Below are 20,923 nucleotides of genomic sequence, written 5' to 3' on the forward strand. Positions count from 1 at the left end.
TTCGCGACGTACCCATGAACCCCAGTTCCCCGAGCAGCGAGACCTCCCCGGCGCCCCCCGCGCTGGTGCTGGACGGTGTCACCGTGCAATACGACACCGTGAAGGCGCTGTCGGACGTGTCCATCGCCTTCGCGCAAGGGCAGATTCATGCGGTCGTCGGCCAGAACGGCGCGGGCAAGACCACGTTCGCCCGCGTGTGCTCCGGCCTGGTGAAGCCCACGCAGGGCCGCGTGCGCATCGGCGAGCACGACATTCGCACCGGCCACGTCAACGCCGCGCGCGCGGCCGGCGTGGAGCTGGTGCACCAGAGCTTTGCGCTGCCGGCGTCGTTCACCGTGGCGCAGGCGATGGAGTTCGGCTCCAACCGGCACCGCGGCGTTTTCACCTCGCGCCAGCTGGCGCAGCGCTGGCAGGCGCACCTCGACGGACTGGGGCTGTCGGTGAGCCCGCGCGAAGTCATTCGCAACCTGCCGATCGAGACGCAGCAAGGCATCGAGATTGCGCGCGCGCTGGTGACCGATGCCAAGGTGCTCATCCTCGACGAGCCCACCGCCGTGCTCGCGCCGGCCGGCGTGGAGACGCTGTTCGAACGCATCCGCATATTGAAGAAGCGCGGCGTGACCGTCGTGCTCATCCTGCACAAGATCCGCGAAATGATGGCCATCGCCGACACCGTGAGCGTGCTGCGCCGCGGCGAGCACGTGAACGGCCCCGTGCCGTGCAGCAGCATCGGCGCCGACGAGCTGAGCCAGTGGATCATGGGCGACGCCAAGGTGTCGCTGCAGGCCGAGGCCCAGGCCCAGGCAGCACCACCACCGCGGTGCGAGCTCACCGCGCCCGCCGTGCTGCGGCTGAAGAACCTGTCGACCAGGCCGGACGCCGAAGGCGCCGCGCTGGAAGACGTGAGCATGGAAATCCGCGCCGGAGAAATCATCGGCATCGCCGGCGTCGAGGGCAACGGCCAGCGCACGCTGGTGCGCGCCATTGCCGCACTCGCGCAGACCGCCAGCGGCAGCATCGAGCTGGCGGGCCGCGACGTGACGCACAGCGACCTGGCCACGCGGCGCGCGGCGGGCCTGCGCATCATCCCGTTCGAGCGCAACGTGGAAGGCCTTTCGCTGAACAGCAGCCTGTGGGAGAACTGGTCGATGGGCCAGCTGCTGCAGGGCGGCCTGCTCTCCTTCGTTCGCCCCCGCAAGCTGCAGGCCGAATGCGACGCCGCGCTCACCCGATGGGACGTGCGCTACGCCCACTGCGGCCAGCCGGCCGGCTCGCTCTCGGGCGGCAATGCGCAAAAGGTGATCTTCGCGCGCGAGGTGGACGCGAGCGCGCGGCTGATCATTGCGGCGCAGCCCACGCGCGGCCTGGACATCGGCGCCACCGCCTCCGTGTGGAAGGCGCTGCGCGAGGCGCGAGCCCGGGGCGCCGCGATCATCCTGATTTCTTCCGACCTCGACGAGCTCTTCGACATCAGCGACCGCGTGCTGGTCATGCTGCGCGGCAAGGTGGTGGGCGACTACGGCGGCCCCTTTGACCTGCGCGAAATCGGCCAGGCGATGGTGGGAGCGCACGCATGATGGCTCACCTGTTTTCCCCCGCACGCATGCTGCCGGTGCTGCGCGTCGTTCTGTTCGTGTGCTTTGCGCTGGTGTTGTGCGCGCTTGCGTTCTACAGCGCCGGGCTGGACGTGGGCGAACTCTTCACCGGCATCCTCGACGGCGCGTTCCTGCGCGACGGCGCCCTCCACCAGGGCCTGCGCTGGGCCATGCCGCTGTTCATCACCGCCACGGGCGTGGCCATCGCGTTTCGCGCGGGCTTCTTCAACATCGGCGCGCAGGGCCAGTTCTACGTCGGCTCCATCCTCGCCGCGTTCACCGCCGAATGGCTGGGCGGCGCGCCCGCGTGGGTGGTCGTGTCGGGCTGCCTGCTCGCGGGCATGGCGGGCGGCGCGCTGTGGGCCATGTGGCCCGGGCTGCTGCGGCTGCGCTCGGGCACCGACGAGGTCATCACCACGCTGATGGGCAACTTCCTTGCGGGCCTGCTGCTGGTGTACGTCACCTCCGGTCCGCTGAAAGACCCTTCGGGCTCGGGACAGCAGGCGTCGAGCCGGCCCATTGCGGACGCCTACCGCATCTCCGATTCGCTGGGCGTGTCGCCGCTCATCTGCGCGCTCACGCTGGCGGTGTTCGTGCTGTCGTGGCTGCTGGCCAACCGCACGGCGCTGGGCATCGTGGCCAACCTGGCGGGGCGCAACCCGACGATGGTGGCCTGGCAGGGCGCGCGGGTCGGGCGCATCGGGCTCTTCAGCTTTCTGGTGAGCGGCGCGCTCGCGGGGCTGGCCGGCAGCATCGAGCTGCTGGGGCCCAACGGCCGGCTGGCCAGCGGCTTCCTGCCGGCGCACGGTTTCACGGCCATCCTCATCGCGCTGGTGGCGCAGCTGTCCATCGTGGGCACGGCCGTGTCCGCCCTCTTCTTCGGCGCGCTGGCCTCGGCGGCGCTGTACCTGCCGGTGATGGTCGGCATGCCCGCGGCGGCCATCGAGGTCATCAACGCGACCATCGCGCTCTTCATCACGTCGCGCGCCAGGTGGCTCGACAAGCTCCTTACCCGAAAGCCCGCATGACCGACACGCTGGTATCCATCCTGATCTCGGGCACGCCGCTCGTCTACGTCACGCTGGCGGGGGTGCTCGCGCAGCGCGCGGGCATCTGGAACCTGGGCCTGGAGGGGCTGATGATCATCGGCAGCTGCGCGCTCATCGTGGGCATCGTGCAGACCGGCTCCTTCGTGCAGGCCCTGCTCATCGCCGCCGCGCTGTGCGTGGCGGCCTCGGCGCTGCTGTGGTACGTGGTCGAGAAGCTCAAGGCCAACCCGATCATCGCGGGCCTGGGCCTCACCGGGCTGGGCCTGGGCGGCACGTCGCTCGCCATCCAGGCGCTGTACGACAGCGAAGCCACGGTCACCGCGCCCTTCGGCGTTCCCAAGCTCAACAGCCTGTTCGATGCCGACCTGGGCCACCTGGGTGGCCTGTCGGTGTTCGTGCTGTTCATGCCCGTGGCCGTGTGGCTGGTGTGGCTGCTGCTGGAGCGCACGCGGCTGGGCCTGCGGATGTCGGCCTCCGGCGAGCACCCCTTCGCCGCGCGCAGCGTGGGCGTGAACCCCGCCCGCATGCGCCTGCTGGCGCTGGCGCTGGGCGGCGTGCTGTGCGCCATCGGCGGGGCGGAGCTGGCCGGCGGCAGCCTGCAGATCTTTTCGCAGAACATGACGGCGGGCCGCGGCTTCATGGCGTTCGCGGCCGTCATCTTCGGCGCCGGCAGCGCGCTGGGCGCCACGGCGGCGGCGCTGTTCTTCGCGGTGGTGTCGGCCCTGGGCATTCGCGCGCAGCTGGCGTACGGCGGCGCCATTTCCAACGACCTGCTGCAGGCCCTGCCCTACCTGGCGACCATCTTCGGCGTGTGGCTCAGCACCAAGCTGCGCGGCGGGCTGGGCTCGATCCGGGGCACGACGGAGATGCGGGATTGAAAGCGCACGTGAACGCCACCCTCATCCGCGGCGCCGAAGTACTGGCCGTCGGCGGCCCGCAGGGCGACCGGCCCGTGCAGGCCGACGTGCTGCTGCAGCACGGCAAGATCGCCGCCATCGGCACCGACCTGCCGCTGCCCGATGCGTTCGACGTCATCGACGGACGCGGCAAGCTGCTGATGCCCGGTCTCGTCAACGCGCACACCCATTCCAGCGAGACCTTCTTCAAGGGCCGCTACGAGCGCATGCCGCTCGAGCTGTGGCTGCTGTACGCGTACACCTACCTCTCGGGCAGCCCCATCGGCGACCGCCTGCTGTACCTGCGCACCCAAGTGCTCGCCATGCAGTCGCTGAAGAACGGCGTGACCACGCTGTGCGACGACTTCTTCGACCCCATGGCCCACAGCACCGAGCGGCTGGGCATCGTCTTCAAGGCCTACCGCGACGCGGGCATTCGCGTGAACGTGTCGAGCGCCGTGCTGAACACCCCCGTGCTCGACGCCATGCCCTTCGGACACGAGGTGTTTCCCGCGCACCTTCGCGCGCAGCTGAAATTCGGCGCGCCCACCACGGTGGCCGACTACACCGCCTATTGCCAGGAAGCCTTTCGCCAGTTCCACGGGCAGGCCGAAGGCCGCATGCGCTTCGCCATCACGCCGTCGGCGCCGCAGCGCTGCACCACCGACATGCTGCAGGCCTGCCACGCGCTGGCCGTGCAGCACGGCGTACCGCTGCACACCCACCTGCTCGAAACCAGGGTGCAGGCCGTGGCCGGCCAGATGTTCTACGGCAAGACGCTGCTCGCGCACATGCACGACATCGGCGTGCTCGACCGCCACGCCACACTGGCGCACGCCATCTGGATCACCGACGCCGACATCGCGCGCATGGGCGAGGCGACGTGCTCGGTGGTGCACAACCCGCTGAGCAACCTCAAGCTAGGCTCGGGCCTGGCGCCGGTGCGCAAGCTGCTGCGCGCGGGCGTGGCCATCGGCCTGGGCACCGACGGACTTTCGTCCAACGACAGCGCGCGCGTGTTCGACCTGATGCGCTTCGCGGCGCTGATGCACAACGTGAACGGCACGCCGCCCTCGCAATGGCTCACCGCCTTCGAGGTGCTGAAGATGGCCACGCTGGCCGGCGCGCGCACCGCGATGCTCGACGACACCACCGGCTCCATCGAAGTGGGCAAGGCCGCCGACCTGGTGCTGCTGGACCTGGCCAACGACAACTTCCGCCCGCGCAACGACGTCGTGAAACAGCTGGCCTACTGCGAGAACGGCAGCGCCATCGAGCTGGTGATGATCGGCGGGCATGTCGTGTGCCGCAACGGCCAGCTCACGACCGTGCGCGAGCAGGACGTGTGGGCCGAGCTCGGCGAACTGCTGCCCGCGTACCTGGAAGAACACGGCCGCTGGGAGGTGAAGAACCAGGTGTTCGAGCCGTACTTCGCCGAGGTCATTCGCCGGTGCAACGAGGTCGAAGTGGGCCTTCATCGCCACGCCTGAATCCGCCGGCGCGGGCGATGGGCTCTGCGTTCGCGGGGGCATCGTGCGGAACGGTCGCGCGGCTGGGTAGAGTGCGGTCCCCCGGGCATCGACCCGATGCCCTTCTTTCACCGCATCCCTCCATCGACCATGAAGTTCGGCTACACCATCGCCTACGTTCCCGACGTCGCACAGTCATTGCAATTCTTCGCGCAGGCCTTCGGCTTTGCCACCCGCTTCCTTCACGAGTCGGGCACCTACGGCGAGCTGGAAACGGGCGCAACCGCCCTCGCCTTTGCGTCGCACGAACTCGCCGCGTCGAACTTTGCGCAGGGTCATGTGGCTGCGTCCGAATCTGCCAAACCGCTGGGCATGGAGCTGGGCTTCGTGACCGACGACGTGGCGGCGGCGCATGCGCGGGCCGTGGCGGCCGGGGCAACGGAACTCTCTGCGCCTGTCACCAAGCCGTGGGGCCAAGTGGTGTCTTATGTGCGCTGCCCGGATGGACTGCTGGTCGAGTTGTGTTCGCCTGTGGGCGGTTGAGCGCGGGGCGGTACGCGTACCGTTTGTCAGTGCGCTTGGTTTTGGCTGCGCATACCTGAGGGCAGCAGCAGGGCTCAGTACGCGTACGGCGAGACCTGAACGAACGGGTCCACCTGCACCCTGAAGCCATAGGGTGCAGCCACAGTTTGATCGAAGCGGCCGGCAAACAGGCTTGCAGCCGCAAACTCGATGAACCTTCCGCGCTTGTCCTCGATCACTCTGGCGCCGGGACAGTCCAGCAGGTTCAAGTCGATCACTGGCTGGCGCTGCGTCGGACCATAGACGCGGACGGCAACGTCGCCGCTCATCGGCCACACCGTCAGCTCGAGGCGCAAGTCCTCGCGATGCACAACGTAGTGAAACGATGCGCCGTACTCCGCTTCGTCAGGCGCTACGCCCAGCAAGTCGAGAAAGTCGACGGGCTCCCAAACCAGTTCTGGCATACGTGATCTCGGGTTCTATGGCTTCGCCGCATTCGGCTGCCGGATGTCGGGCGTGGAGACTGTAGTGCCGGTGTCGTCTTCGATCCATCCACGCCACGTGCCACGACCCCACGAGGTCTTGACTTCGTACTGAATCACATACGTTCGACCGGCAAGCGCCACGAACCTAAGCCGCGTGTAGTCGGCCCGAATCTGCGGGATCGTCCTGAGGCCTACCACCACTGCGTGCTCACCGGGCGAGAGCTCCCAACGGTCTACCGGCCGCAGGACGTGCGGCACAGCTTCCCCGTCGATCGAGGCGAAATAGCTCGCTCCGCGCGGGCCTGACTTGACGATGGCAAGACTGGACAACGGCTGCGTCTCGGTGCCAGGAATGCGGTACGGCGCGGCAGAACAGCCGGCAAGGATCGCGGCGGTCAATGCAAAGGCCAAGCGGTAACTTCTCAGATTCATCCAAATTCCTCAGTTTTTTAACTCGCTTCGCGAGCGGTCGTTGGCCGATGCTTGTGCGGGAGTTGATGTCGCTTGGCGAGCGGGTAAGGCAAAGACTTTTCAGAAGATGCACCAAGGCCAAGGCTACGTGGTTAGCTCGGACAAGACTCGCAGAGCCAATGCGCCCTGGTCCACGCCGGTGCCGGCGTTGTGCTCGTTGAAGTTCTGCATGCTTGTGACATCGGTCCACCGGTGAACCTGCACAACGCCATCGGTATCGGTATCGATGTCGAATTCAATGAACCGAGCATCTTGACTGACCAGAACGCCGGACAGAGAACCTGGATAGTCGGTATCAAGGTCGATGACGATAGACATTTCCCACCGGATGCCTAGCTCTTTTGCGCATCGCAACAGTGTTTCGGGCACGCCATGCTCTCTCCAGTAGAGCGCCTCTGCGCGAAGCGATCGCTCGACACGCGCATTTTGCTGCTGCACGTTCAACTGGCGCGGTTCGCGTGGTCGCATGGATTTCTACAGATGAGCGAGATGACCAGGCAGCCAACGCGCTGCTCCGAAACAAGCAGCCCTGCCCCTCACCCCTTCAACACCCGCCGCCGCACCTTCACCGCCGAAGCCAGCCCCTCGAGCACCGGCACCGTCTGCGCAAAGCCGATGCACGCATCGGTGATCGACACGCCGTGCTTCAGCGCCACGCCGGGCTTCAGGTCCTGCCGGCCTTCTTCCAGATGGCTCTCGATCATCAGGCCCGTGATGCGCTGCTCGCCCGCCGCAATCTGCGCCGCCACGTCCGCGGCAACCACGATCTGCCGCTGATGCTGCTTGCTGCTGTTGCCGTGCGAGACGTCGACCATCACCTGGGGGCGCAGGCCGTTGGCCACCAATGCCTCGCAGCTGGCCGCCACGTCCGCGGCCGAATAGTTGGGCGCCTTGCCGCCGCGCAGGATCACGTGGCAGTCGTCGTTGCCGCGCGTCTCGAAAATCGCCGCCATGCCCATCTTGGTCATGCCCATGAAGGCATGCGGCGCACGGGCCGCGAGGATGGCGTCGGCGGCCACCTTCACGCTGCCGTCCGTGCCGTTCTTGAAACCCACCGGGCAGCTCAGGCCCGACGCCAGCTGCCGGTGGCTCTGGCTCTCGGTGGTGCGGGCGCCGATGGCGCCCCAGGCGATCAGGTCGGCAATGAACTGCGGGCTCAACAGGTCGAGAAACTCGGTGCCGGTCGGCAGGCCCAGGGTCGTCAGTTCGAGCAGCAGGCGCCGCGCGCGCTCCAGCCCCTCGTTGATGGCAAAGCTGCCGTCCAGGTGCGGGTCGTTGATGTAGCCCTTCCAGCCCACGGTGGTGCGCGGCTTCTCGAAGTAGGCGCGCATCACGATGAGCAGGTCGTCCTGCAGGGAATCGGCGACCGTCTTCAGGCGCTGTGCGTACTCGATGGCCTGGTCGTGGTCATGGATGGAGCACGGGCCGACCACCACGACCAGCCGGTCGTCGCGGCCGTGCAGCACGTCGGCAATGGCCGCGCGGCTGCTTTCGACGAGCGCCAGCGTGTTGTCGCGCACCGGCACGCGTTCCTGCAGCAGCGCAGGGGTCATGAGCGGGCGAACGGCGCCGATGCGCACGTCATCGATCCGCGTGGTGTCGAGCGTGCTGTCGCGGGAGCCGATTTCGGCGTCGTGGAGGGGGTCGTCTAGGCGGGGCATGGTCGTGGCTTTGATTCGGTGCTGAGCTGCGTCGATTGTCCTCGGAAGGCGCCCACGGCCCATCCCGCCCCTGAGATCCGCCCCTAAGATGCCCGGCTGGCCCACCACGGAGCGCAACCCATGTCACACCCCGTCTACCTGTCCAGCTCGGCCCTGCCCCGCATGCCCGACGGCAGCCGCAACGAATGGCAAGGCTTCTTCGGCGACGGTGCCGAGCTGGAGGCCAACGCCTTCTTCCCGCTGTTCTGGCTGGCCCTGTTCAGCGAGAGCGACATCCGGCATGCGCGCTTCATCGACCAATACGACATCGACGACAAAGACGCCGCGGTCGAGCGCGAGGAGTGCCTGGACGACTTCGGCGCAGACGCCACCTACCCCTACCTGGTCACGGACAACGCCACCGCCGTGGCACGCCTGGCCGCGAGGCGCGAAGGCATCGTCGGCGCCGTCGGCGAGCGCTACCGCCCGATCTATGAAGCCTTCGAGGCGCTGATCGCGCAGCGCTATCCGCAATACATCCTGTTGCGCACCAAGGGCCTGCCCGACGCGGCCGATGCAGAGCCGGGACTGCGCGGCGAGCTGGCCGAGACCGAGCGGCTGAAAGACGGCAAGGCGCTCGCGAGCCTGATGCGCGATCTTGAGCGGTACGACGCTGATGCGGTCTGGACATTGGCGGGGCTGGGCGCTTCGCCTGACGAGGCGTGGCCCACGGCTGCGCTGAGGGAGCGCTTTCCGGACCCGCGACGGCGCTAGCGCGTGGGTGCGCCCGTGCGCACTCCGGCGTCCTCTTTGGCGAACCACCGGAACACATGCGAGCGGTAGTCCTGCGTCGTGCGCATGTGAAGGAACCCTGCTTCGGCGAAACCCAGTTCATCGACCGGTATGCCAGCGGCGCGCATCGCAACGATCGCTTCGTCGGGGGCCGTGTCGCACGGGAGCTTCAGGGTGATGGTTGCGCTGTGCCATGTGGACCTGTTCATCGCATTCCCCTCAGGTTTTGACGCGCCAGTACAACGCAGCGCGTCGCGCTGCGCCATCCATCTTTTGTGGTATTCCAACGGGCGAAGAACGGCCACTCCCCCGGCGTTGTTCAGGTGGTCACAGCTAGGACGCCCAAATCCTGCCCGGCCACGCAGACGTGTCGGGCGTGGCGCTCCTGACCGGCAGCAGCGGAACATTCGCAGCCGATCGCACGACGTCATAGGTGATTTCGTGAGGATGAAACGGCACCCCCGCTTCCCTGCCCCGCAGCTTGACCCTGACGAAGTCACCGCTCATGCCGGTGATGATTCCCGGCTGGCCATCCACCTCGACCGCGACGCCGCGTCGCGCCGGTACACCGAATTTTTCGCGAATCGCGGTCAGGTTGTCTGGCTTCTTGATCTTCATGACAGGTTCCTTGCGCGTGGGATGGCCGGACCTCGTTGTCCGGCGCACCCACGCTTTTTTCTATATTTAGAACCAAAGGTATTCCTTTTTTACTCATGGAACGTCGGACGAGGCGCCATGACGACGTGCTTCAAGCTGCGGAGTTACCTCTCGCCCGCGTCTGGCAAGGCTGCGGGATAGCGCCTTCCGTGGGGGCCCTGAGGCTGGAAAGCCGCTCGCGCCCAGGCGACGCGCATTGACCGGCTCGAACCCGGGGCACCGGGCGCAGCGGATCGTCGGCTTGTGCGCCGAAAGATTGCGCGATTTGACGCTCGCCTATCGCTTGCTGCGCCTGCGTCCACGCCGAATGGCAGAAGTTGTATTTGTTGGCGTGAATCGAGATTTCGTGCTGCACGCCGCAGCCACATGCCCCGCGCTGTTCTCTACAGTGAATGCCCCTGTCACTCAACTCCCCACCAAGGGGACAAGGAAGGCGCAACACACAGCAAGCCGATTGAATGATGAATCGCTACGTCTCGCGGCGGGTTGTCGGTGCTGCCAAAGCAACGATGCAAATGCGAGGTATCAAAGGCGACGGCCGGGGTGTTCGAGCACCCCGGCCGTCTAACCAAAAGACGTGCAATTACTTTCGAAAAGGACGCACACCAAATGGCTACCAAGACTATAGCCCGGCCCCGCTCGCCGGTATCTCCCGACGGAACCGCCCAAGACCCGGCGGATCTGCTCGAAAACACCCTCACTCAACTCGAATCCCTGCTGTGGGTCTGCCACGGGGAAGACATCGACTGGCACACCGGTGAAGGGCCTCGGCATCTGGACAACGTGCTCTGGCTGGCGGCTGAACTGGCGCGCAAGGCGGGTGAGTTGTTTCAGATGAGTGAAAAGGCGCGCAGAGAAGCACCTGAGGCTGGTGGCTAGCGGTTGGCTTGACGGGCTGTGAATTTCACAGCCCGTCTATGCTTGCGGGCAGCTCGTCTTTGTCATGGACGGCCCATGCCTTAGTCCAGAGGTCTTCATCTGGAGGCATGAGACGAGTGAGCCACTCCGCGTCGCCGACGACTTCGGTGGCCTTCTAACCGTCGGCCTCATGACGGTCAAAAGCGGTCGTTCAGCGCTTGAAAACGGACGAGCCGATTCAGACTGTCTGCTGCCGTCGACACCAGGCGGCAAACCGCGCTGATGTACTCATAATCAAAACCCATCCCCCCGCTTGTTCGAGATGCCGACCTTCGTCATGGATAAATTGTTGCTGCAACAGCAGGTGCTGAAACGGCTCGCCGAAGACCTGCTGCAAGTCGAGCAGGCAGTGCGGGCGGCCCACGAAACGGCCACTCACGAAGAAAACATCGCCGAAAACAAATACGACACATTGGGACTCGAGGCCGCCTACCTGGCCACCGGCCAAGCTCGGCGCGCCGAAGCCATACGCCAGGCGATGGCCAATTGGCTCCGATTCCGCCCGCGTCCCTACGACCCCATCAAAGGCATACAGCTCGGCTCGCTGGTCTGCTTGGTCGATTCCAACGACAAGCAGCAACAGCTTTTTCTCGGCCCGGATGGGGGGAGCATGAAGTTGGGCAGCGGCGCTCAGCTTGTTCAGGTCATCAGCAGCGAAGCCCCTTTGGGTAGGGCAATGCTGGGTAAATGCGAGGGTGATGAGGTGTCGATACAGGTCGCTCCAATCCGACAGCAGTTTGAGGTGCTGCGGGTTCTTTAAGCCGTAGTTGACGCCGAATTGGCCGAGGTCAGCATTACTTAAAACCGGCAACCGGGTCGAGATAGCACTGGCGCGTGAATGACCGCTGCGTGGCCAAGACCGTGAACTCAGGAGGCCGACTTCACCGGAAGCAGCCGCTGCGAAGCGGCAATTCGCGCACCGCCGTCGAAGGACGGCACAGGGCCCTTTGCGCTGATGGCCCGTGCGGCTAAAGTCGGCCAGAGCCAGCCATTTGATATGACCCCTCGTTTCTCCGTCGACTTCAACGAACTCCTTGAGCGCGATCTCATCATGCTGTCCCAGACCGATCTTCGGAAGGACACCAACGGCTCGTCCGTGCTGCTCGTTGAAGGTCTACCAATTGAGGTCCAAGAAGACAACCTCTATGACGACGGAACGCGCGAAGTGCTATTTGCTCGGGGAGTAGTTGAGGCCAACTCAACGGGCACTTGGTCATACGTCAAGTGGTGCTGCCGATTTGACTCCGAGGGCGTCTACGACATCGCAGGTCAATGATGCTTACCAAAGGCCCTTGCGGCATGCCCTGCGTCGGCAGAATGCGGCCGCAACTGGCCCTTCAGAGCTCGACTTAAGGGCTCAGTCGCAGAGTTGCGGTACGCCGTGGTGTACCAACTGCGTGGGCTCCAGGACCGCCTCTAGGTGCAGGTGAACGTCTTGGTCATCCCCCAGAATTCCACTCTCGGGAGGCGACGTGTACGCGGTGATCCGGTAGAACCCATCGGTCAAGTGAATCACCTGCTCATCATCGCAGGCGGCGTCCCAGGACATCAGTTCATACAGGTCTCAAATCTGCAAGATGCCATCCCGCACTTCGACGCCCAGTCGAACCTTGAAGTCGGCCTGAACTAGCGCGGTTTCGTCAGGCGGATCCGCACGCAGATGCAAGCGCCATGTACCTGGAGAACCCGTGCAAAACGCGGCGATTCTCGATGAATTGACCAACTCGGCAACATCCGCCGGGTTGCTGAAACTGCTGCTGAGAAAGTCCTCGCCTTGCACGGTGTTCGACATCGCCCACGGAGAATGAAAAACGATACCCATGCCCGAGGTCTCGAGGCAGATGGTTTGGGGCAATGTCTTTGGCATGGCAGTTCGCTGATGCTGGCGGGCAAACGACTTTAGTCAAATGTCCGCTTTCGGATTTCGCGACCGGTTGAATCCGCCGCCCGAAGCTGCCATACAAGTTGCCTAAAAGCAGTCGTTCGATATGCGACTTCTACGTTTTTCCCGCACGGCCGCAATTTCGCCCAAGGAGAAGTCTTCGCGCCTACTCTTGCATGACGCTGATCCATTCCGCCGTCACGGCGCCATCGCCATACATCAGTACGTCTACAACATTGTCGAGACTCACAAACCGGAAGTGACGAACGACGTCTCTCGCCAAACCGATGGTCTGGCAGTCCGTGAAGGAAGCCAACCAATCAGAGTCCTTAACCTCCAGCAGAGGGAATGCGTAGCCGTCCCACCTCCCTTCAAGCCGAGGTAACTCGGCTTTCGACATGGCCTCCCACGGATGTGAGAACTCGGCATGAGACATGCAGGCCATGACGCTATCAAAGCGCACCAGTAGATCTTGCGCTGGAGCGCCGATAACGTTCGAGAAACTGAGTCGGACCGTGTAGTCGCCCGGCTCCGTGCAAAGCACCGCGTAAGCGCATGGAGCAACCACACCCGCAACTGGCGTGAAGGGAATGTACGTCTCTTGCATTGAGGGCTTGGGCTTGGTTTCGTGAATCATCTGACGCCGTTGCGCTTCGATTAGAGATCGATGCCGACCGTCTGCTGGTGGCCGACTGTAGCCTGTCGGCAATCAAACGCTTCACGCCCATTGCAGTCATATGGCTGGGAGAAGCACATGTCCGCTTTGCGGCGGCAGCGCCATTTCGCAGGTCTGAACACCAGACATCCGGCCCATCGCTGACAGCCGATGTTTTGGCTGCAGATGCACATCGTCGGCAATACAGTCCCTGCCAAAAGCTGGCCGTTCCGAACCGTGTTGGGTTCGCAGCATTCGACCGCCATTTCGGCCTCGTCATGTATCCTCCGCGCCATCATGAGCAGCGATTCCAGATGGCTTGAGAGTGCCCGCGCGCAATGGCTTTGGCGAGGCGACGCGCGGCCCCCGTTCGCCGATGTACCTGCGTCGGGGCAGGTATCTGTTTGGGATTTCCCGAGGCCTCCAGAGCTCGTGCGCGAAGCACGTGAGATCGTCGTGCTCTGGGGCCACCTGGAGGTAGCGCGCACATGCGCCGCCTGGGCAGTCCGGGAAACGGCCCACCCACCTACCTTCTACCTCCCGCTGGCCGACGTACACCCTGGACTGTTGCAGCCCGCTGGCGATGGCTCGTTCTGCGAGTGGAAGGGACCGGCGCGCTATTGGAATCTGGTAGACGGCGCACGCCGCTTGGACCACGTCGCCTGGAGCTACCCCCATCCCTTGTCCGGTGCCGAGCCACTCGCCGGCTGTGTGGCCTTCTATGCCCACGATCTTGACTGCCGCGTCGGCGGATCGAAGGCCCATCCACAGGCGGGCCCGTTCTATGGGGGCTGGATCACCCCCGACTTGGCTGGGCCCTTCAAAGGCGGGCCCGGCAGTGGAGGCTGGTAGCCCTCGGGTTGGGCGACCCGCTGCGCAAGCAGGGGCAAGACGCACAATCAAGTGCCATCGCGGGTGCGCGCCGCCGGCGTCGAGATCATGGCCAACCAGCTTCAGCTTCGAGAAGTGCCGCGGTCGCTCAACCAGCGTCGGGTCGGATGGTCGGTATCAGCCACCTCTATCAAGGAACCTCGTCGAACTCGATCTGAATGCCTGTCGCCTTCGATTCGCTTGTGAGGCGTTTGAGCTCGAAGTCTCTAGCGCACTGCGCGCACACGCTCCCAATGACATCGTTGTGAGCCCGCGAAGAAGGTCTGGCGGTGCCCGATTGTTGTCGAAGCCTGATCAGTGCGGCCGCGTTTCAGGAGCCTGATTCGCCCGCCCAATCTTGTCGCGCTCGCGCCGACAAGATTGGGAGGCGCTGGAGACGGTTTCCAGCCCCAGGGATTTTGTCGGTCGCGCCATTCGATCTGTACCATTCCGAGATGGCATCCGTCGGACGCGCCACCATTCACACACGGTGGACTTCGTTCACGTTCATCGTTCGGGTAGTTCGTATCCAGCCATCAGTGCGACAGTCGAAATCCAGGTCCACTTCGGCATTCGCGTGCTCAACGACACATTTGCCGCTGCAGCGCTGAGCGGCCCCTTCAGCGATCCGGACAAGCTGCGTGAAGGGCGCTATCACCTGCGCTTCAATGCCGAAACAGGCAGCACCTACGAGCGCTGCGTCGACGATCTGGAGCGCTTTTTAAGAGAACAGGGGGAGCCTTGGTTCCGACAATTCGCCAGCCCCGACAGCCTGCTGCTGCATGCGGACTCCCCACTGCGGGCTGAGGAAAAGGTCTCACTGACCGAGGCAGTGGCCGGCCACGCAAAGCCCGAGAGCGTCGCAGTCTCCTTGAAGTTGTTGGGTCTGTAGCCGGTTGATACGAACCCGGTCCCGCTGACCTCATCGCCTCGGGCCGCGACGACCAGGCTTACCAGTGCGAAACGAACATTCACCGGCCAGCAGATCGCGCCGGTAAAGTCGCAGGTCTCCAAAGCCGTTCAGCTGGCAACGCCCACCATGCACACCCTGTTCGCAAGCGCCTCTTTCCTGTGTGCCGCCTTGCTGTGCATCGGCAGCGCATCCGCCCAATCGCTCAACTGCAACGGCAGGCTCTCCGGCGCAGGCGACTCCAAGTTCTCGGTCGTGCAGAAATGCGGCGACCCGGTGTCACGCGAATTCGTCTGCGTGCCGCGCCCGCAGGTCGTGTGGATTCCGTCGCAGTACCCCGGCGGCCCGGCCCAGCAGGTCGTCACGCAGCAATGCGTGCCGATGGAAGACTGGACGTATTACCGCGGCGAAGGCAGCTTCCTCGGCATCGTGCGCTTCTTCAACGGCACGGTGGAATCGGTGCGCGATGGGGACCGGGTGCGGTAGGTGTGAGTTTCGCAGCCTGTCTATCGAAAGACAGCGCGCCCGAGAGCAAGCTGGGCGCGAAGCTGTCAAGGGCCAAACTCGCTCGGCGTTTCGGTCCGGGGATCGTCAGCATTTGCCATGTGAGATATTGGCAGCGCCCGATCGATCCTCGAACCATTCCTCGCATGAACGACAAACTGCTGGCGCTTCGCCTTTTCGTACGCGTGGCCCGCACGGGAAGCTTCTCTGCTGCGGCGCGCGAGCTCGACCTTTCACAGCCTTCGGTGTCGCGCATCATCGCGGCGCTCGAAAAGGACGTTGGCGGCGCATTGATCGCTCGCACCACGCGAGCTGTCACGCTGACCGATGTGGGCAACGAATATCTGACCCGCGTCGAAGAGATTCTGGCCTCGCTCGAGGAGGCCGATCACCAGGCTCGCGGATCGCGGGAGCTGCGTGGCTCACTTCGCATTGCAATGCCTGGAAGCTTCGGAGTGCGCGAGATCGTCCCTGTGATGCCGGGCTTTCTTGCGCGCCATCCTTCGCTGAACGTCAGCTTGTTGATGAGCGATCGAAGGCAAGACACCGTCAAGGACGGAGTCGATGTCGCGCTCCGCCTCGGCGAGTTGGCGGACTCGACGGCCACCGCACGCCTGATCGGCCGAACGCAGCGAGTGATCGTGGCGTCACCGACTTATCTGAAGGCGAGAGGAGTGCCTAGGACGCCTGACGACTTGGCCGCCCACGCAGCCATCGTGGGACCTGCCGGCACGAGCGCGGGCACATGGTCATTTCAGAAGGATGGGCAACGCGTGTCGGCCCGCATCAACAGCCGACTGACCGTCACCGGCAACGAGGCGTCCGTCGCCGCTGCCGTGGCGGGAATGGGTGTCGTGACCACAGCGCTCTGGGGCTGTCGCGCCGAACTCGCCAGCGGCTCGTTGATTCAACTGCTTCCCGATTGGACGATGGGCGAAGTCGAGGCCCACGGCATGTTCACGCCAGGTCGAACCCCGAAGCCCTCGGCACGCGCGCTGGTCGAGTACCTGATCGCGGAACTGCGTCGCTAGGCTTTGGTCAGCCAGGCAATTTCGCCGCGAGCAGATCGATCTTCTCGATGTTCGGCGGGGTGCTGAGCAACGCCGCTGCGTTGGCCATCAACGCCGCGGCGATCGGGCCATCCAGATGCGCTTGTCGGCCTTCCTCGTCGGCAAAGGTGTCGAAGACACCGAACGTCGATGGGCCGAACTTCAATGCGAACCAGGTGGTGGTGCCCGACTCGGCATTGGCGAGCGGCAACGCCCCGGCCAGGAAGGCGGCAAGCGCAGTCTCCTGGCCGGGCTTGGCTTCGAGACGGACGAACAGGGCAAATTTGGACATGGCGTACTTCTCTCGTTGAACAGGTGAATGAACCGGCGAGTCGCAAGTCTCTGCGCCGCCCGGGCAATCAGCCAGTGGCAAGAAGGCCAATATTGATACCATTGTTGCCATGCGCATCCACATTCTGGTTCTCGACGGCGTGTTCGACCTGGGCCTTGCGGCCCTTACCGACACGCTCGGCACCGCGAACCAACTGGCAGGGTCGCTCGCGCACGCGCCGTCGCCTGTTGAAGTGACGTTGGTCGGGGTGCGACGGCGGGTGCGAACCGCGCAGGGGCTGACCGTGCCGGTGGTACCTGTGCACGGTGCGGTGAAGCCCGACGTCGTGCTCGTGCCTGCGCTCGGCGCCAAGATGCCGGACACGCTCGCGGCGCGACTCGCGCACGCCGACGTGGCCGACGCGGCCGTCGCATTGCAGCAGTGGTCGAAGTCCGGTGCGGTCGCTGGCGCCGCATGCACCGGCACATTTGTGCTGGCCGAGAGCGCACTGCTTGACGGTCAGCGCGCCACGACGTCGTGGTGGCTGGCTCCGATGTTTCGGCTCCGCTACGCGAAGGTCTTGCTGGACGAGACCCACATGCTCGTGAACTCCGCGCGCTTCATCACGGCCGGCGCGGCCTTGGCTCATCTCGACCTTGCGCTGAGCATTGTCCGCAGCCGCAGCCCGGAGCTCGCGGCGCTGGCGGCGCGCTATCTGCTGGTCGAAGCGCGCGGCTCGCAAGCCGGGTTCGTCATCCCCGATCACCTCTCTCACGCCGACCCCGTGGTCGAGCGCTTCGAGGGCTGGGCCCGGCAACAACTCGCGCGAGGCTTCTCGCTCGAAGAAGCGGCCGTCGCAGTCGGCGCCAGCAAACGCACGCTGGCACGGCGCCTGCACAGCGTGTTGGGCAAGACCCCGTTGTCGTACTTCCAGGACCTGCGAGTCGAGCGTGCGGTGCATCTCTTGCGCACGGGCAGCGAAAGCATCGATCAGATCGCCACGCAGATCGGGTACTCCGACGGAGTGACTTTGCGCGTCCTGTTGCGACGCAAGCTTGGTCGCGGTGTGAGGGAGTTGCGCGCGCGGGTCTGATGACGGGTGGTCAGCGATCCATTTGACGGATAAGTCTTAGTTGCCGACGCACCTACCCGCGGGTGCATCGATCGACGACAGTCCTTTCAGACGCCAACAGTGGCGCCGTAAAACCAAAGGACAGAAATCATGACCACACTTAACGGCAAGGTCGCCATCGTCACCGGCGCCTCCAAAGGGATCGGCGCCGGAATCGCCAAGCTTTTCGCCCAGTCGGGCGCCTCGGTCGTCGTGAACTACTCGACCAGCAAGGAAGCGGCGCATGCCTTGGTCGCCGAGATCGAGAGTTCCGGCGGCAAGGCCGTCGCCATCCAGGCCGACTTCTCGAAGACCGCCGATATCAAGCGACTGTTCGAAGAGTCGAAGCGGGCCTTCGGCACGCTCGACATCCTGGTGAACAACGCGGGCGTCTACGCCTTCGGACCTCTCGAATCCGCGACGGAGCAGGAATTTCATCGCCAGTTCACCACGAACGTGCTGGGCGTGATCACCGCGACGCAAGAGGCGGCGAAATACTTCGGCCCGAACGGCGGCAGCATCGTCAACATCAGCTCCATCGCCAGCGTCGGCTTCATGCCCAACTCGGTGATCTACGCAGCGAGCAAGAGCGCCGTCGACGCCATCACGCGCGTGACCTCGGTAGAACTCGCGCCGAAGAAGATCCGCGTCAACACCCTCGCACCTGGGGCCACCATCACCGAAGGCATCGCGGCGCTGGGTTGGCCGGAAGAGTCCGTCAAGGCCATCGTCGCAACGATTCCGTTCGGTCGTCCGGGCCAGCCTGAAGACATCGCTCGCGCAGCTCTTTTGCTGGCCTCCGATGATTCGGCCTGGGTGACCGGCGAGCGGATCACCGCCTCCGGCGGCCAGCGCGCCTGATCGGCCTGGCCTTGCCGGAGGCCGTCAAGCGAAAGACGCCGAGTCTCGACCGCCGGTCGGACTCGGCGCCTTTTTTACGTGGGGTGCGCCATGTTGGCCGAGCCCGATCAACAAGGTCTTGAGCGTTGCGGGCAGCCTGTCAACGATGGCGGCTACATCCCGCTGACCAACACAAGGACGCGTCTGTGAAGACCGTCTTGCCGATGTGGAGTCGGTGCGCGACGGGGACCGGGTGCGCTAGGCCCTACCACCGCCCCGGCACAGAGCGCCAGCCCAGCGCGCGCTTCGCCTTCTCGCTGCTGACCTCGGCCCCGTCTTCCGCGATGTTGAAGACGCCGCCCGTCGCGTGCCGCAGCGCCAGCAATGCAGCGCGCGCCGCCGCCTCGACATGCACCGGGCTCGCGCCCTTGGGCTCGGCCGTCGACGTGCCCGGGCCGTAGAGCTGGCCGTAGCGCAGCACCGTGCCCGTGATCCCTTGCGCGCCCAGCACGGCCTGCTCCAGCGCCACCACGCCGTCGACGCTCACACGGCGAGCGCATTGCGCGTCGACATCGAGCGGCCGGTCTTCGGTGAATGGCTTGGGGCCCGGCGCATAGGCCCAGGCGATGCTCTGCGCCACCAGCCGCTTCGAACCCGCGGCCTGTGCGGCGGCCACGAGGTTGCGCGTGCCTTCGGTGCGCACGCGGGCATTGAGGGCGGCGGCTTCGGTCATGCGTGCGGGGTCCAGGTCCTTGGGCAGGTCGGTCAGCTGATGGACCACGGCCCAGGGCGCGATGCGCACCAGCGCCGCCTTCAGCGCCGGGGCATCGAACACGTCGACGACCACCGGGTGCACGCCCTGCGCCTGCAGCGCGGCCGTGCGCTCGGCGCGACGCGTGCTGCCGTACACGGTGTAGCCCGCATCGAGCAACAAGGGGATCAACGCTGCGCCCACCGCGCCGGTGGCGCCCGCCAAAAACACTTTCTCGCTCATCGCTTTCCTTCGAGGCTGTTCATTGCCGCAAAGCTTAGGTCTGCGATGAACGCGCGGGAAGAACCAAGAATCGGCCGCGCGGCTGGACCATCGCCATGCGGCGGCGCGTCAGGCGGCCTCGTCGTCCGGCACCGCGCTGCGGTCCTTGATGCGGGTGACCTGCGAGAGCAGCGCGTCGGCCGGCGTCATGTCCGGCCGCTGGCCCTTGTAGACGGGCTGCTCGAACTTGCCACCGGCATAGCGGTACAGGTAGCGCACCTCGACCAGCGTGCCCACCGCGGGCAGCGCCTCGTTGGGCGGCACGGTCACGTTGCCCAGGTCGACCATGGCCCCGGCTTCGTCGCGCAGCCCCACGGCCACCGAGCGCTGCGCGTTGACGCGAATCACCTCGCAGGTCGCGCTGTGGTTGAACTTGAACTTCAGGCTGGTGCTGCTGCGCCCGGCGCTGAACGGCGCGGCCAGCGCCTTCAGCACATAGCCCTCGCCATGCGCGGCCAGCAACTGCGCGGCGCGGTTGCGCTTGCCTTCGGGGGTGAGTTCCAGCGCAAGCACCACCATCCACGGCGCGAGGCCGGCGAGCTTGTGCAGATGGCCGAAGCGATCGATGAACGGCGCGGCGCGCAGGTCTTGGCCGCTCAGCTCCAGCAGGTCGAAGGCCATGAACACGTCACCCACATGCTCGCCCGCAATCACCGTACGGCCGGTGGGCAGCTGCGCACCGCCGACCCAGGCCTGCGGAATGTCGACGAACAAGCCGCGCCGGTTGGTGCCGCGCACAACGTCGCCTTCGATGAGCAGGATGCGGTTCTCGCCGTCGGCCTTTTCCTGCAGGCCCCAGCCCGGGTCGTCGAAGTAGCGCGCCGCCTGCGCCTCGAGGATCAGCGTGGGCAGTTGCGGCAGCTCGCCGCTCATGCGGCCGGCCAGATCCGTGGACGTGTACAGCGCGCCGGACTGGTCGGGCGTGTAGCCCTTGCCCGTTTTCTCCTTCACCACCTTGTCGTAGATCTTCAGCGCGGCCTCGTAGGCAAGCGGGGTGCTGGTCTTGGTGCCGGTGGCCAGGGTTCCGCCGCGCCGGCCGTTGCCGTAGTCGACCACCCAGCCGTCGTCCTTGGGGCGCAGGTGCACCTGGTAGACCTTGTCCGAGCCCTGGCCCGTGAAGTAGAGAAAGCTCGACTGGGAGACCGGTTCCGTGTTCGCCATGGGTGATGAATGCGTGGTGGATTTCGCTGGCGATGCTACACACGCGCGCATGCGCACATGCGCCAAAACCACATGGCACTTCACAGCGCCGAGCCGGCCCGCTACATTCGTCGCTTCGACAACCACACAGAAAGCGGAGGTGC

Annotated in this window: 26 protein-coding genes; 15 read left to right on the forward strand and 11 right to left on the reverse strand. The window is 65.2% G+C overall.

The genetic code is table 11. The features are described 5' to 3' along the window. The first annotated feature begins 14 nt into the window (after nucleotides 1–14). From AC1DJH_RS09080 to AC1DJH_RS09100, 5 genes are all read left to right on the forward strand, one after another. On the forward strand, nucleotides 15–1,577 hold the full coding sequence (locus AC1DJH_RS09080; protein ID WP_478185453.1) for an ABC transporter ATP-binding protein: 1,563 nt from the start codon (nucleotides 15–17) through the stop codon (nucleotides 1,575–1,577). After that, nucleotides 1,574–2,623, forward strand: coding sequence for an ABC transporter permease (locus tag AC1DJH_RS09085; RefSeq protein ID WP_435438528.1), 1,050 nt, complete (start codon nucleotides 1,574–1,576; stop codon nucleotides 2,621–2,623). Before AC1DJH_RS09080 ends, AC1DJH_RS09085 begins: the two co-directional genes overlap by 4 nt. After that, a complete protein-coding gene (locus AC1DJH_RS09090; RefSeq protein WP_478185454.1) occupies nucleotides 2,620–3,522 on the forward strand; it encodes an ABC transporter permease in 903 nt (300 codons plus the stop codon). The genes AC1DJH_RS09085 and AC1DJH_RS09090 overlap by 4 nt, the downstream gene beginning before the upstream one ends. A gap of 8 nt (nucleotides 3,523–3,530) precedes the next feature. Next, a complete protein-coding gene (locus tag AC1DJH_RS09095) occupies nucleotides 3,531–5,030 on the forward strand; it encodes an amidohydrolase family protein (protein ID WP_478185455.1) in 1,500 nt (499 codons plus the stop codon). Nucleotides 5,031–5,159: 129 nt separating this feature from the next. After that, the gene (locus AC1DJH_RS09100) at nucleotides 5,160–5,552 is read left to right on the forward strand and encodes a VOC family protein (RefSeq protein ID WP_478185493.1); all 393 of its coding nucleotides are present in this window, start codon (nucleotides 5,160–5,162) and stop codon (nucleotides 5,550–5,552) included. Nucleotides 5,553–5,626: 74 nt separating this feature from the next. On the opposite strand, the gene AC1DJH_RS09105 is transcribed toward AC1DJH_RS09100, so the two are convergent. The 4 genes from AC1DJH_RS09105 to AC1DJH_RS09120 all read right to left on the reverse strand — a co-directional run bounded on the left by AC1DJH_RS09105 (nucleotide 5,627) and on the right by AC1DJH_RS09120 (nucleotide 8,148). Further along, nucleotides 5,627–5,995, reverse strand: a complete 369-nt coding sequence (locus AC1DJH_RS09105) for a hypothetical protein (protein WP_472114488.1) — start codon at nucleotides 5,993–5,995, stop codon at nucleotides 5,627–5,629. Between the two features lie 15 nt (nucleotides 5,996–6,010). Further along, a complete protein-coding gene (locus AC1DJH_RS09110; RefSeq protein ID WP_478185456.1) occupies nucleotides 6,011–6,427 on the reverse strand; it encodes a hypothetical protein in 417 nt (138 codons plus the stop codon). A gap of 144 nt (nucleotides 6,428–6,571) precedes the next feature. Beyond that, nucleotides 6,572–6,955 (reverse strand): hypothetical protein, encoded by a 384-nt coding sequence (locus tag AC1DJH_RS09115; RefSeq protein ID WP_478185457.1) that lies wholly within the window; start codon nucleotides 6,953–6,955, stop codon nucleotides 6,572–6,574. Between the two features lie 68 nt (nucleotides 6,956–7,023). Next, entirely contained in the window at nucleotides 7,024–8,148 is a 1,125-nt protein-coding gene (locus AC1DJH_RS09120) for a 3-deoxy-7-phosphoheptulonate synthase (protein WP_435438521.1), read from the reverse strand. A 120-nt stretch (nucleotides 8,149–8,268) separates the two neighbouring features. Here AC1DJH_RS09120 and AC1DJH_RS09125 point away from each other — a divergent pair, with 120 nt between their 5' ends. Further along, nucleotides 8,269–8,901: a hypothetical protein gene (locus AC1DJH_RS09125; protein ID WP_478185458.1), complete on the forward strand. Its 633-nt coding sequence runs from the start codon at nucleotides 8,269–8,271 to the stop codon at nucleotides 8,899–8,901. Here the strand turns inward: AC1DJH_RS09125 and AC1DJH_RS09130 are convergent. Together AC1DJH_RS09130 and AC1DJH_RS09135 are read right to left on the reverse strand one after the other, a co-directional pair. After that, nucleotides 8,898–9,185 carry a hypothetical protein gene (locus AC1DJH_RS09130; RefSeq protein ID WP_478185459.1) on the reverse strand — a complete coding sequence of 96 codons (288 nt, stop codon included), beginning with the start codon at nucleotides 9,183–9,185 and terminating at the stop codon, nucleotides 8,898–8,900. The two genes, AC1DJH_RS09125 and AC1DJH_RS09130, sit on opposite strands and share 4 nt — an antisense overlap. A 67-nt stretch (nucleotides 9,186–9,252) precedes the next feature. Beyond that, on the reverse strand, nucleotides 9,253–9,537 hold the full coding sequence (locus AC1DJH_RS09135; RefSeq protein WP_472114471.1) for a hypothetical protein: 285 nt from the start codon (nucleotides 9,535–9,537) through the stop codon (nucleotides 9,253–9,255). Between the two features lie 648 nt (nucleotides 9,538–10,185). Between AC1DJH_RS09135 and AC1DJH_RS09140 the strand changes: the two genes are divergently transcribed. From AC1DJH_RS09140 to AC1DJH_RS09150, 3 genes are all read left to right on the forward strand, one after another. Further along, nucleotides 10,186–10,455 carry a hypothetical protein gene (locus tag AC1DJH_RS09140; RefSeq protein ID WP_435484114.1) on the forward strand — a complete coding sequence of 90 codons (270 nt, stop codon included), beginning with the start codon at nucleotides 10,186–10,188 and terminating at the stop codon, nucleotides 10,453–10,455. A 316-nt stretch (nucleotides 10,456–10,771) separates the two neighbouring features. Beyond that, complete coding sequence (locus tag AC1DJH_RS09145; protein WP_478185494.1) at nucleotides 10,772–11,254, forward strand: GreA/GreB family elongation factor; 483 nt, start codon at nucleotides 10,772–10,774, stop codon at nucleotides 11,252–11,254. 195 nt (nucleotides 11,255–11,449) lie between these two features. Further along, nucleotides 11,450–11,770, forward strand: coding sequence for a hypothetical protein (locus AC1DJH_RS09150; RefSeq protein WP_478185460.1), 321 nt, complete (start codon nucleotides 11,450–11,452; stop codon nucleotides 11,768–11,770). A gap of 288 nt (nucleotides 11,771–12,058) precedes the next feature. On the opposite strand, the gene AC1DJH_RS09155 is transcribed toward AC1DJH_RS09150, so the two are convergent. Further along, the gene (locus AC1DJH_RS09155) at nucleotides 12,059–12,361 is read right to left on the reverse strand and encodes a hypothetical protein (protein WP_478185461.1); all 303 of its coding nucleotides are present in this window, start codon (nucleotides 12,359–12,361) and stop codon (nucleotides 12,059–12,061) included. A 181-nt stretch (nucleotides 12,362–12,542) separates the two neighbouring features. Beyond that, on the reverse strand, nucleotides 12,543–13,013 hold the full coding sequence (locus tag AC1DJH_RS09160) for a hypothetical protein (RefSeq protein ID WP_472114462.1): 471 nt from the start codon (nucleotides 13,011–13,013) through the stop codon (nucleotides 12,543–12,545). A 315-nt stretch (nucleotides 13,014–13,328) separates the two neighbouring features. Between AC1DJH_RS09160 and AC1DJH_RS09165 the strand changes: the two genes are divergently transcribed. From AC1DJH_RS09165 to AC1DJH_RS09180, 4 genes are all read left to right on the forward strand, one after another. Further along, the gene (locus AC1DJH_RS09165) at nucleotides 13,329–13,883 is read left to right on the forward strand and encodes a DUF427 domain-containing protein (RefSeq protein ID WP_478185495.1); all 555 of its coding nucleotides are present in this window, start codon (nucleotides 13,329–13,331) and stop codon (nucleotides 13,881–13,883) included. A 508-nt stretch (nucleotides 13,884–14,391) separates the two neighbouring features. Next, nucleotides 14,392–14,793 carry a hypothetical protein gene (locus AC1DJH_RS09170; protein ID WP_478185462.1) on the forward strand — a complete coding sequence of 134 codons (402 nt, stop codon included), beginning with the start codon at nucleotides 14,392–14,394 and terminating at the stop codon, nucleotides 14,791–14,793. 147 nt (nucleotides 14,794–14,940) lie between these two features. Further along, nucleotides 14,941–15,297 carry a DUF2845 domain-containing protein gene (locus AC1DJH_RS09175; protein ID WP_478185463.1) on the forward strand — a complete coding sequence of 119 codons (357 nt, stop codon included), beginning with the start codon at nucleotides 14,941–14,943 and terminating at the stop codon, nucleotides 15,295–15,297. Nucleotides 15,298–15,461: 164 nt separating this feature from the next. Further along, complete coding sequence (locus tag AC1DJH_RS09180) at nucleotides 15,462–16,346, forward strand: LysR family transcriptional regulator (protein WP_478185464.1); 885 nt, start codon at nucleotides 15,462–15,464, stop codon at nucleotides 16,344–16,346. A gap of 7 nt (nucleotides 16,347–16,353) precedes the next feature. Here AC1DJH_RS09180 and AC1DJH_RS09185 read toward each other — a convergent pair whose 3' ends face one another. After that, nucleotides 16,354–16,656, reverse strand: a complete 303-nt coding sequence (locus AC1DJH_RS09185) for an antibiotic biosynthesis monooxygenase (RefSeq protein ID WP_435484123.1) — start codon at nucleotides 16,654–16,656, stop codon at nucleotides 16,354–16,356. Nucleotides 16,657–16,765: 109 nt separating this feature from the next. Between AC1DJH_RS09185 and AC1DJH_RS09190 the strand changes: the two genes are divergently transcribed. Both AC1DJH_RS09190 and AC1DJH_RS09195 read left to right on the forward strand, forming a co-directional pair. Continuing rightward, nucleotides 16,766–17,728 carry a GlxA family transcriptional regulator gene (locus AC1DJH_RS09190; protein ID WP_478185465.1) on the forward strand — a complete coding sequence of 321 codons (963 nt, stop codon included), beginning with the start codon at nucleotides 16,766–16,768 and terminating at the stop codon, nucleotides 17,726–17,728. 129 nt (nucleotides 17,729–17,857) lie between these two features. After that, nucleotides 17,858–18,607, forward strand: coding sequence for an SDR family NAD(P)-dependent oxidoreductase (locus AC1DJH_RS09195; RefSeq protein ID WP_478185466.1), 750 nt, complete (start codon nucleotides 17,858–17,860; stop codon nucleotides 18,605–18,607). A gap of 244 nt (nucleotides 18,608–18,851) precedes the next feature. Here the strand turns inward: AC1DJH_RS09195 and AC1DJH_RS09200 are convergent, their stop codons facing one another. Together AC1DJH_RS09200 and AC1DJH_RS09205 are read right to left on the reverse strand one after the other, a co-directional pair. Further along, complete coding sequence (locus tag AC1DJH_RS09200) at nucleotides 18,852–19,580, reverse strand: NAD-dependent epimerase/dehydratase family protein (RefSeq protein ID WP_478185467.1); 729 nt, start codon at nucleotides 19,578–19,580, stop codon at nucleotides 18,852–18,854. A gap of 108 nt (nucleotides 19,581–19,688) precedes the next feature. Then, nucleotides 19,689–20,780, reverse strand: a complete 1,092-nt coding sequence (locus AC1DJH_RS09205; RefSeq protein ID WP_478185468.1) for a hypothetical protein — start codon at nucleotides 20,778–20,780, stop codon at nucleotides 19,689–19,691. Nucleotides 20,781–20,923: the final 143 nt, after the last annotated feature.

The organism is Variovorax sp. 10N412 (assembly GCF_056394985.1).

Excerpts from the sequence above, each read along its gene's own strand:
- AC1DJH_RS09080 (WP_478185453.1), top strand. The coding sequence starts at position 15 with ATGAACCCCAGTTCCCCGAGCAGCGAGACCTCCCCGGCGCCCCCCGCG.
- AC1DJH_RS09085 (WP_435438528.1), top strand. The coding sequence starts at position 1,574 with ATGATGGCTCACCTGTTTTCCCCCGCACGCATGCTGCCGGTGCTGCGC.
- AC1DJH_RS09090 (WP_478185454.1), top strand. The coding sequence starts at position 2,620 with ATGACCGACACGCTGGTATCCATCCTGATCTCGGGCACGCCGCTCGTC.
- AC1DJH_RS09100 (WP_478185493.1), top strand. The coding sequence starts at position 5,160 with ATGAAGTTCGGCTACACCATCGCCTACGTTCCCGACGTCGCACAGTCA.
- AC1DJH_RS09105 (WP_472114488.1), bottom strand. The coding sequence starts at position 5,995 with ATGCCAGAACTGGTTTGGGAGCCCGTCGACTTTCTCGACTTGCTGGGC.
- AC1DJH_RS09115 (WP_478185457.1), bottom strand. The coding sequence starts at position 6,955 with ATGCGACCACGCGAACCGCGCCAGTTGAACGTGCAGCAGCAAAATGCG.
- AC1DJH_RS09120 (WP_435438521.1), bottom strand. The coding sequence starts at position 8,148 with ATGCCCCGCCTAGACGACCCCCTCCACGACGCCGAAATCGGCTCCCGC.
- AC1DJH_RS09125 (WP_478185458.1), top strand. The coding sequence starts at position 8,269 with ATGTCACACCCCGTCTACCTGTCCAGCTCGGCCCTGCCCCGCATGCCC.
- AC1DJH_RS09130 (WP_478185459.1), bottom strand. The coding sequence starts at position 9,185 with ATGGCGCAGCGCGACGCGCTGCGTTGTACTGGCGCGTCAAAACCTGAG.
- AC1DJH_RS09135 (WP_472114471.1), bottom strand. The coding sequence starts at position 9,537 with ATGAAGATCAAGAAGCCAGACAACCTGACCGCGATTCGCGAAAAATTC.
- AC1DJH_RS09140 (WP_435484114.1), top strand. The coding sequence starts at position 10,186 with ATGGCTACCAAGACTATAGCCCGGCCCCGCTCGCCGGTATCTCCCGAC.
- AC1DJH_RS09145 (WP_478185494.1), top strand. The coding sequence starts at position 10,772 with ATGGATAAATTGTTGCTGCAACAGCAGGTGCTGAAACGGCTCGCCGAA.
- AC1DJH_RS09150 (WP_478185460.1), top strand. The coding sequence starts at position 11,450 with ATGGCCCGTGCGGCTAAAGTCGGCCAGAGCCAGCCATTTGATATGACC.
- AC1DJH_RS09155 (WP_478185461.1), bottom strand. The coding sequence starts at position 12,361 with ATGCCAAAGACATTGCCCCAAACCATCTGCCTCGAGACCTCGGGCATG.
- AC1DJH_RS09160 (WP_472114462.1), bottom strand. The coding sequence starts at position 13,013 with ATGATTCACGAAACCAAGCCCAAGCCCTCAATGCAAGAGACGTACATT.
- AC1DJH_RS09165 (WP_478185495.1), top strand. The coding sequence starts at position 13,329 with ATGAGCAGCGATTCCAGATGGCTTGAGAGTGCCCGCGCGCAATGGCTT.
- AC1DJH_RS09175 (WP_478185463.1), top strand. The coding sequence starts at position 14,941 with ATGCACACCCTGTTCGCAAGCGCCTCTTTCCTGTGTGCCGCCTTGCTG.
- AC1DJH_RS09180 (WP_478185464.1), top strand. The coding sequence starts at position 15,462 with ATGAACGACAAACTGCTGGCGCTTCGCCTTTTCGTACGCGTGGCCCGC.
- AC1DJH_RS09185 (WP_435484123.1), bottom strand. The coding sequence starts at position 16,656 with ATGTCCAAATTTGCCCTGTTCGTCCGTCTCGAAGCCAAGCCCGGCCAG.
- AC1DJH_RS09190 (WP_478185465.1), top strand. The coding sequence starts at position 16,766 with ATGCGCATCCACATTCTGGTTCTCGACGGCGTGTTCGACCTGGGCCTT.
- AC1DJH_RS09195 (WP_478185466.1), top strand. The coding sequence starts at position 17,858 with ATGACCACACTTAACGGCAAGGTCGCCATCGTCACCGGCGCCTCCAAA.
- AC1DJH_RS09200 (WP_478185467.1), bottom strand. The coding sequence starts at position 19,580 with ATGAGCGAGAAAGTGTTTTTGGCGGGCGCCACCGGCGCGGTGGGCGCA.
- AC1DJH_RS09205 (WP_478185468.1), bottom strand. The coding sequence starts at position 20,780 with ATGGCGAACACGGAACCGGTCTCCCAGTCGAGCTTTCTCTACTTCACG.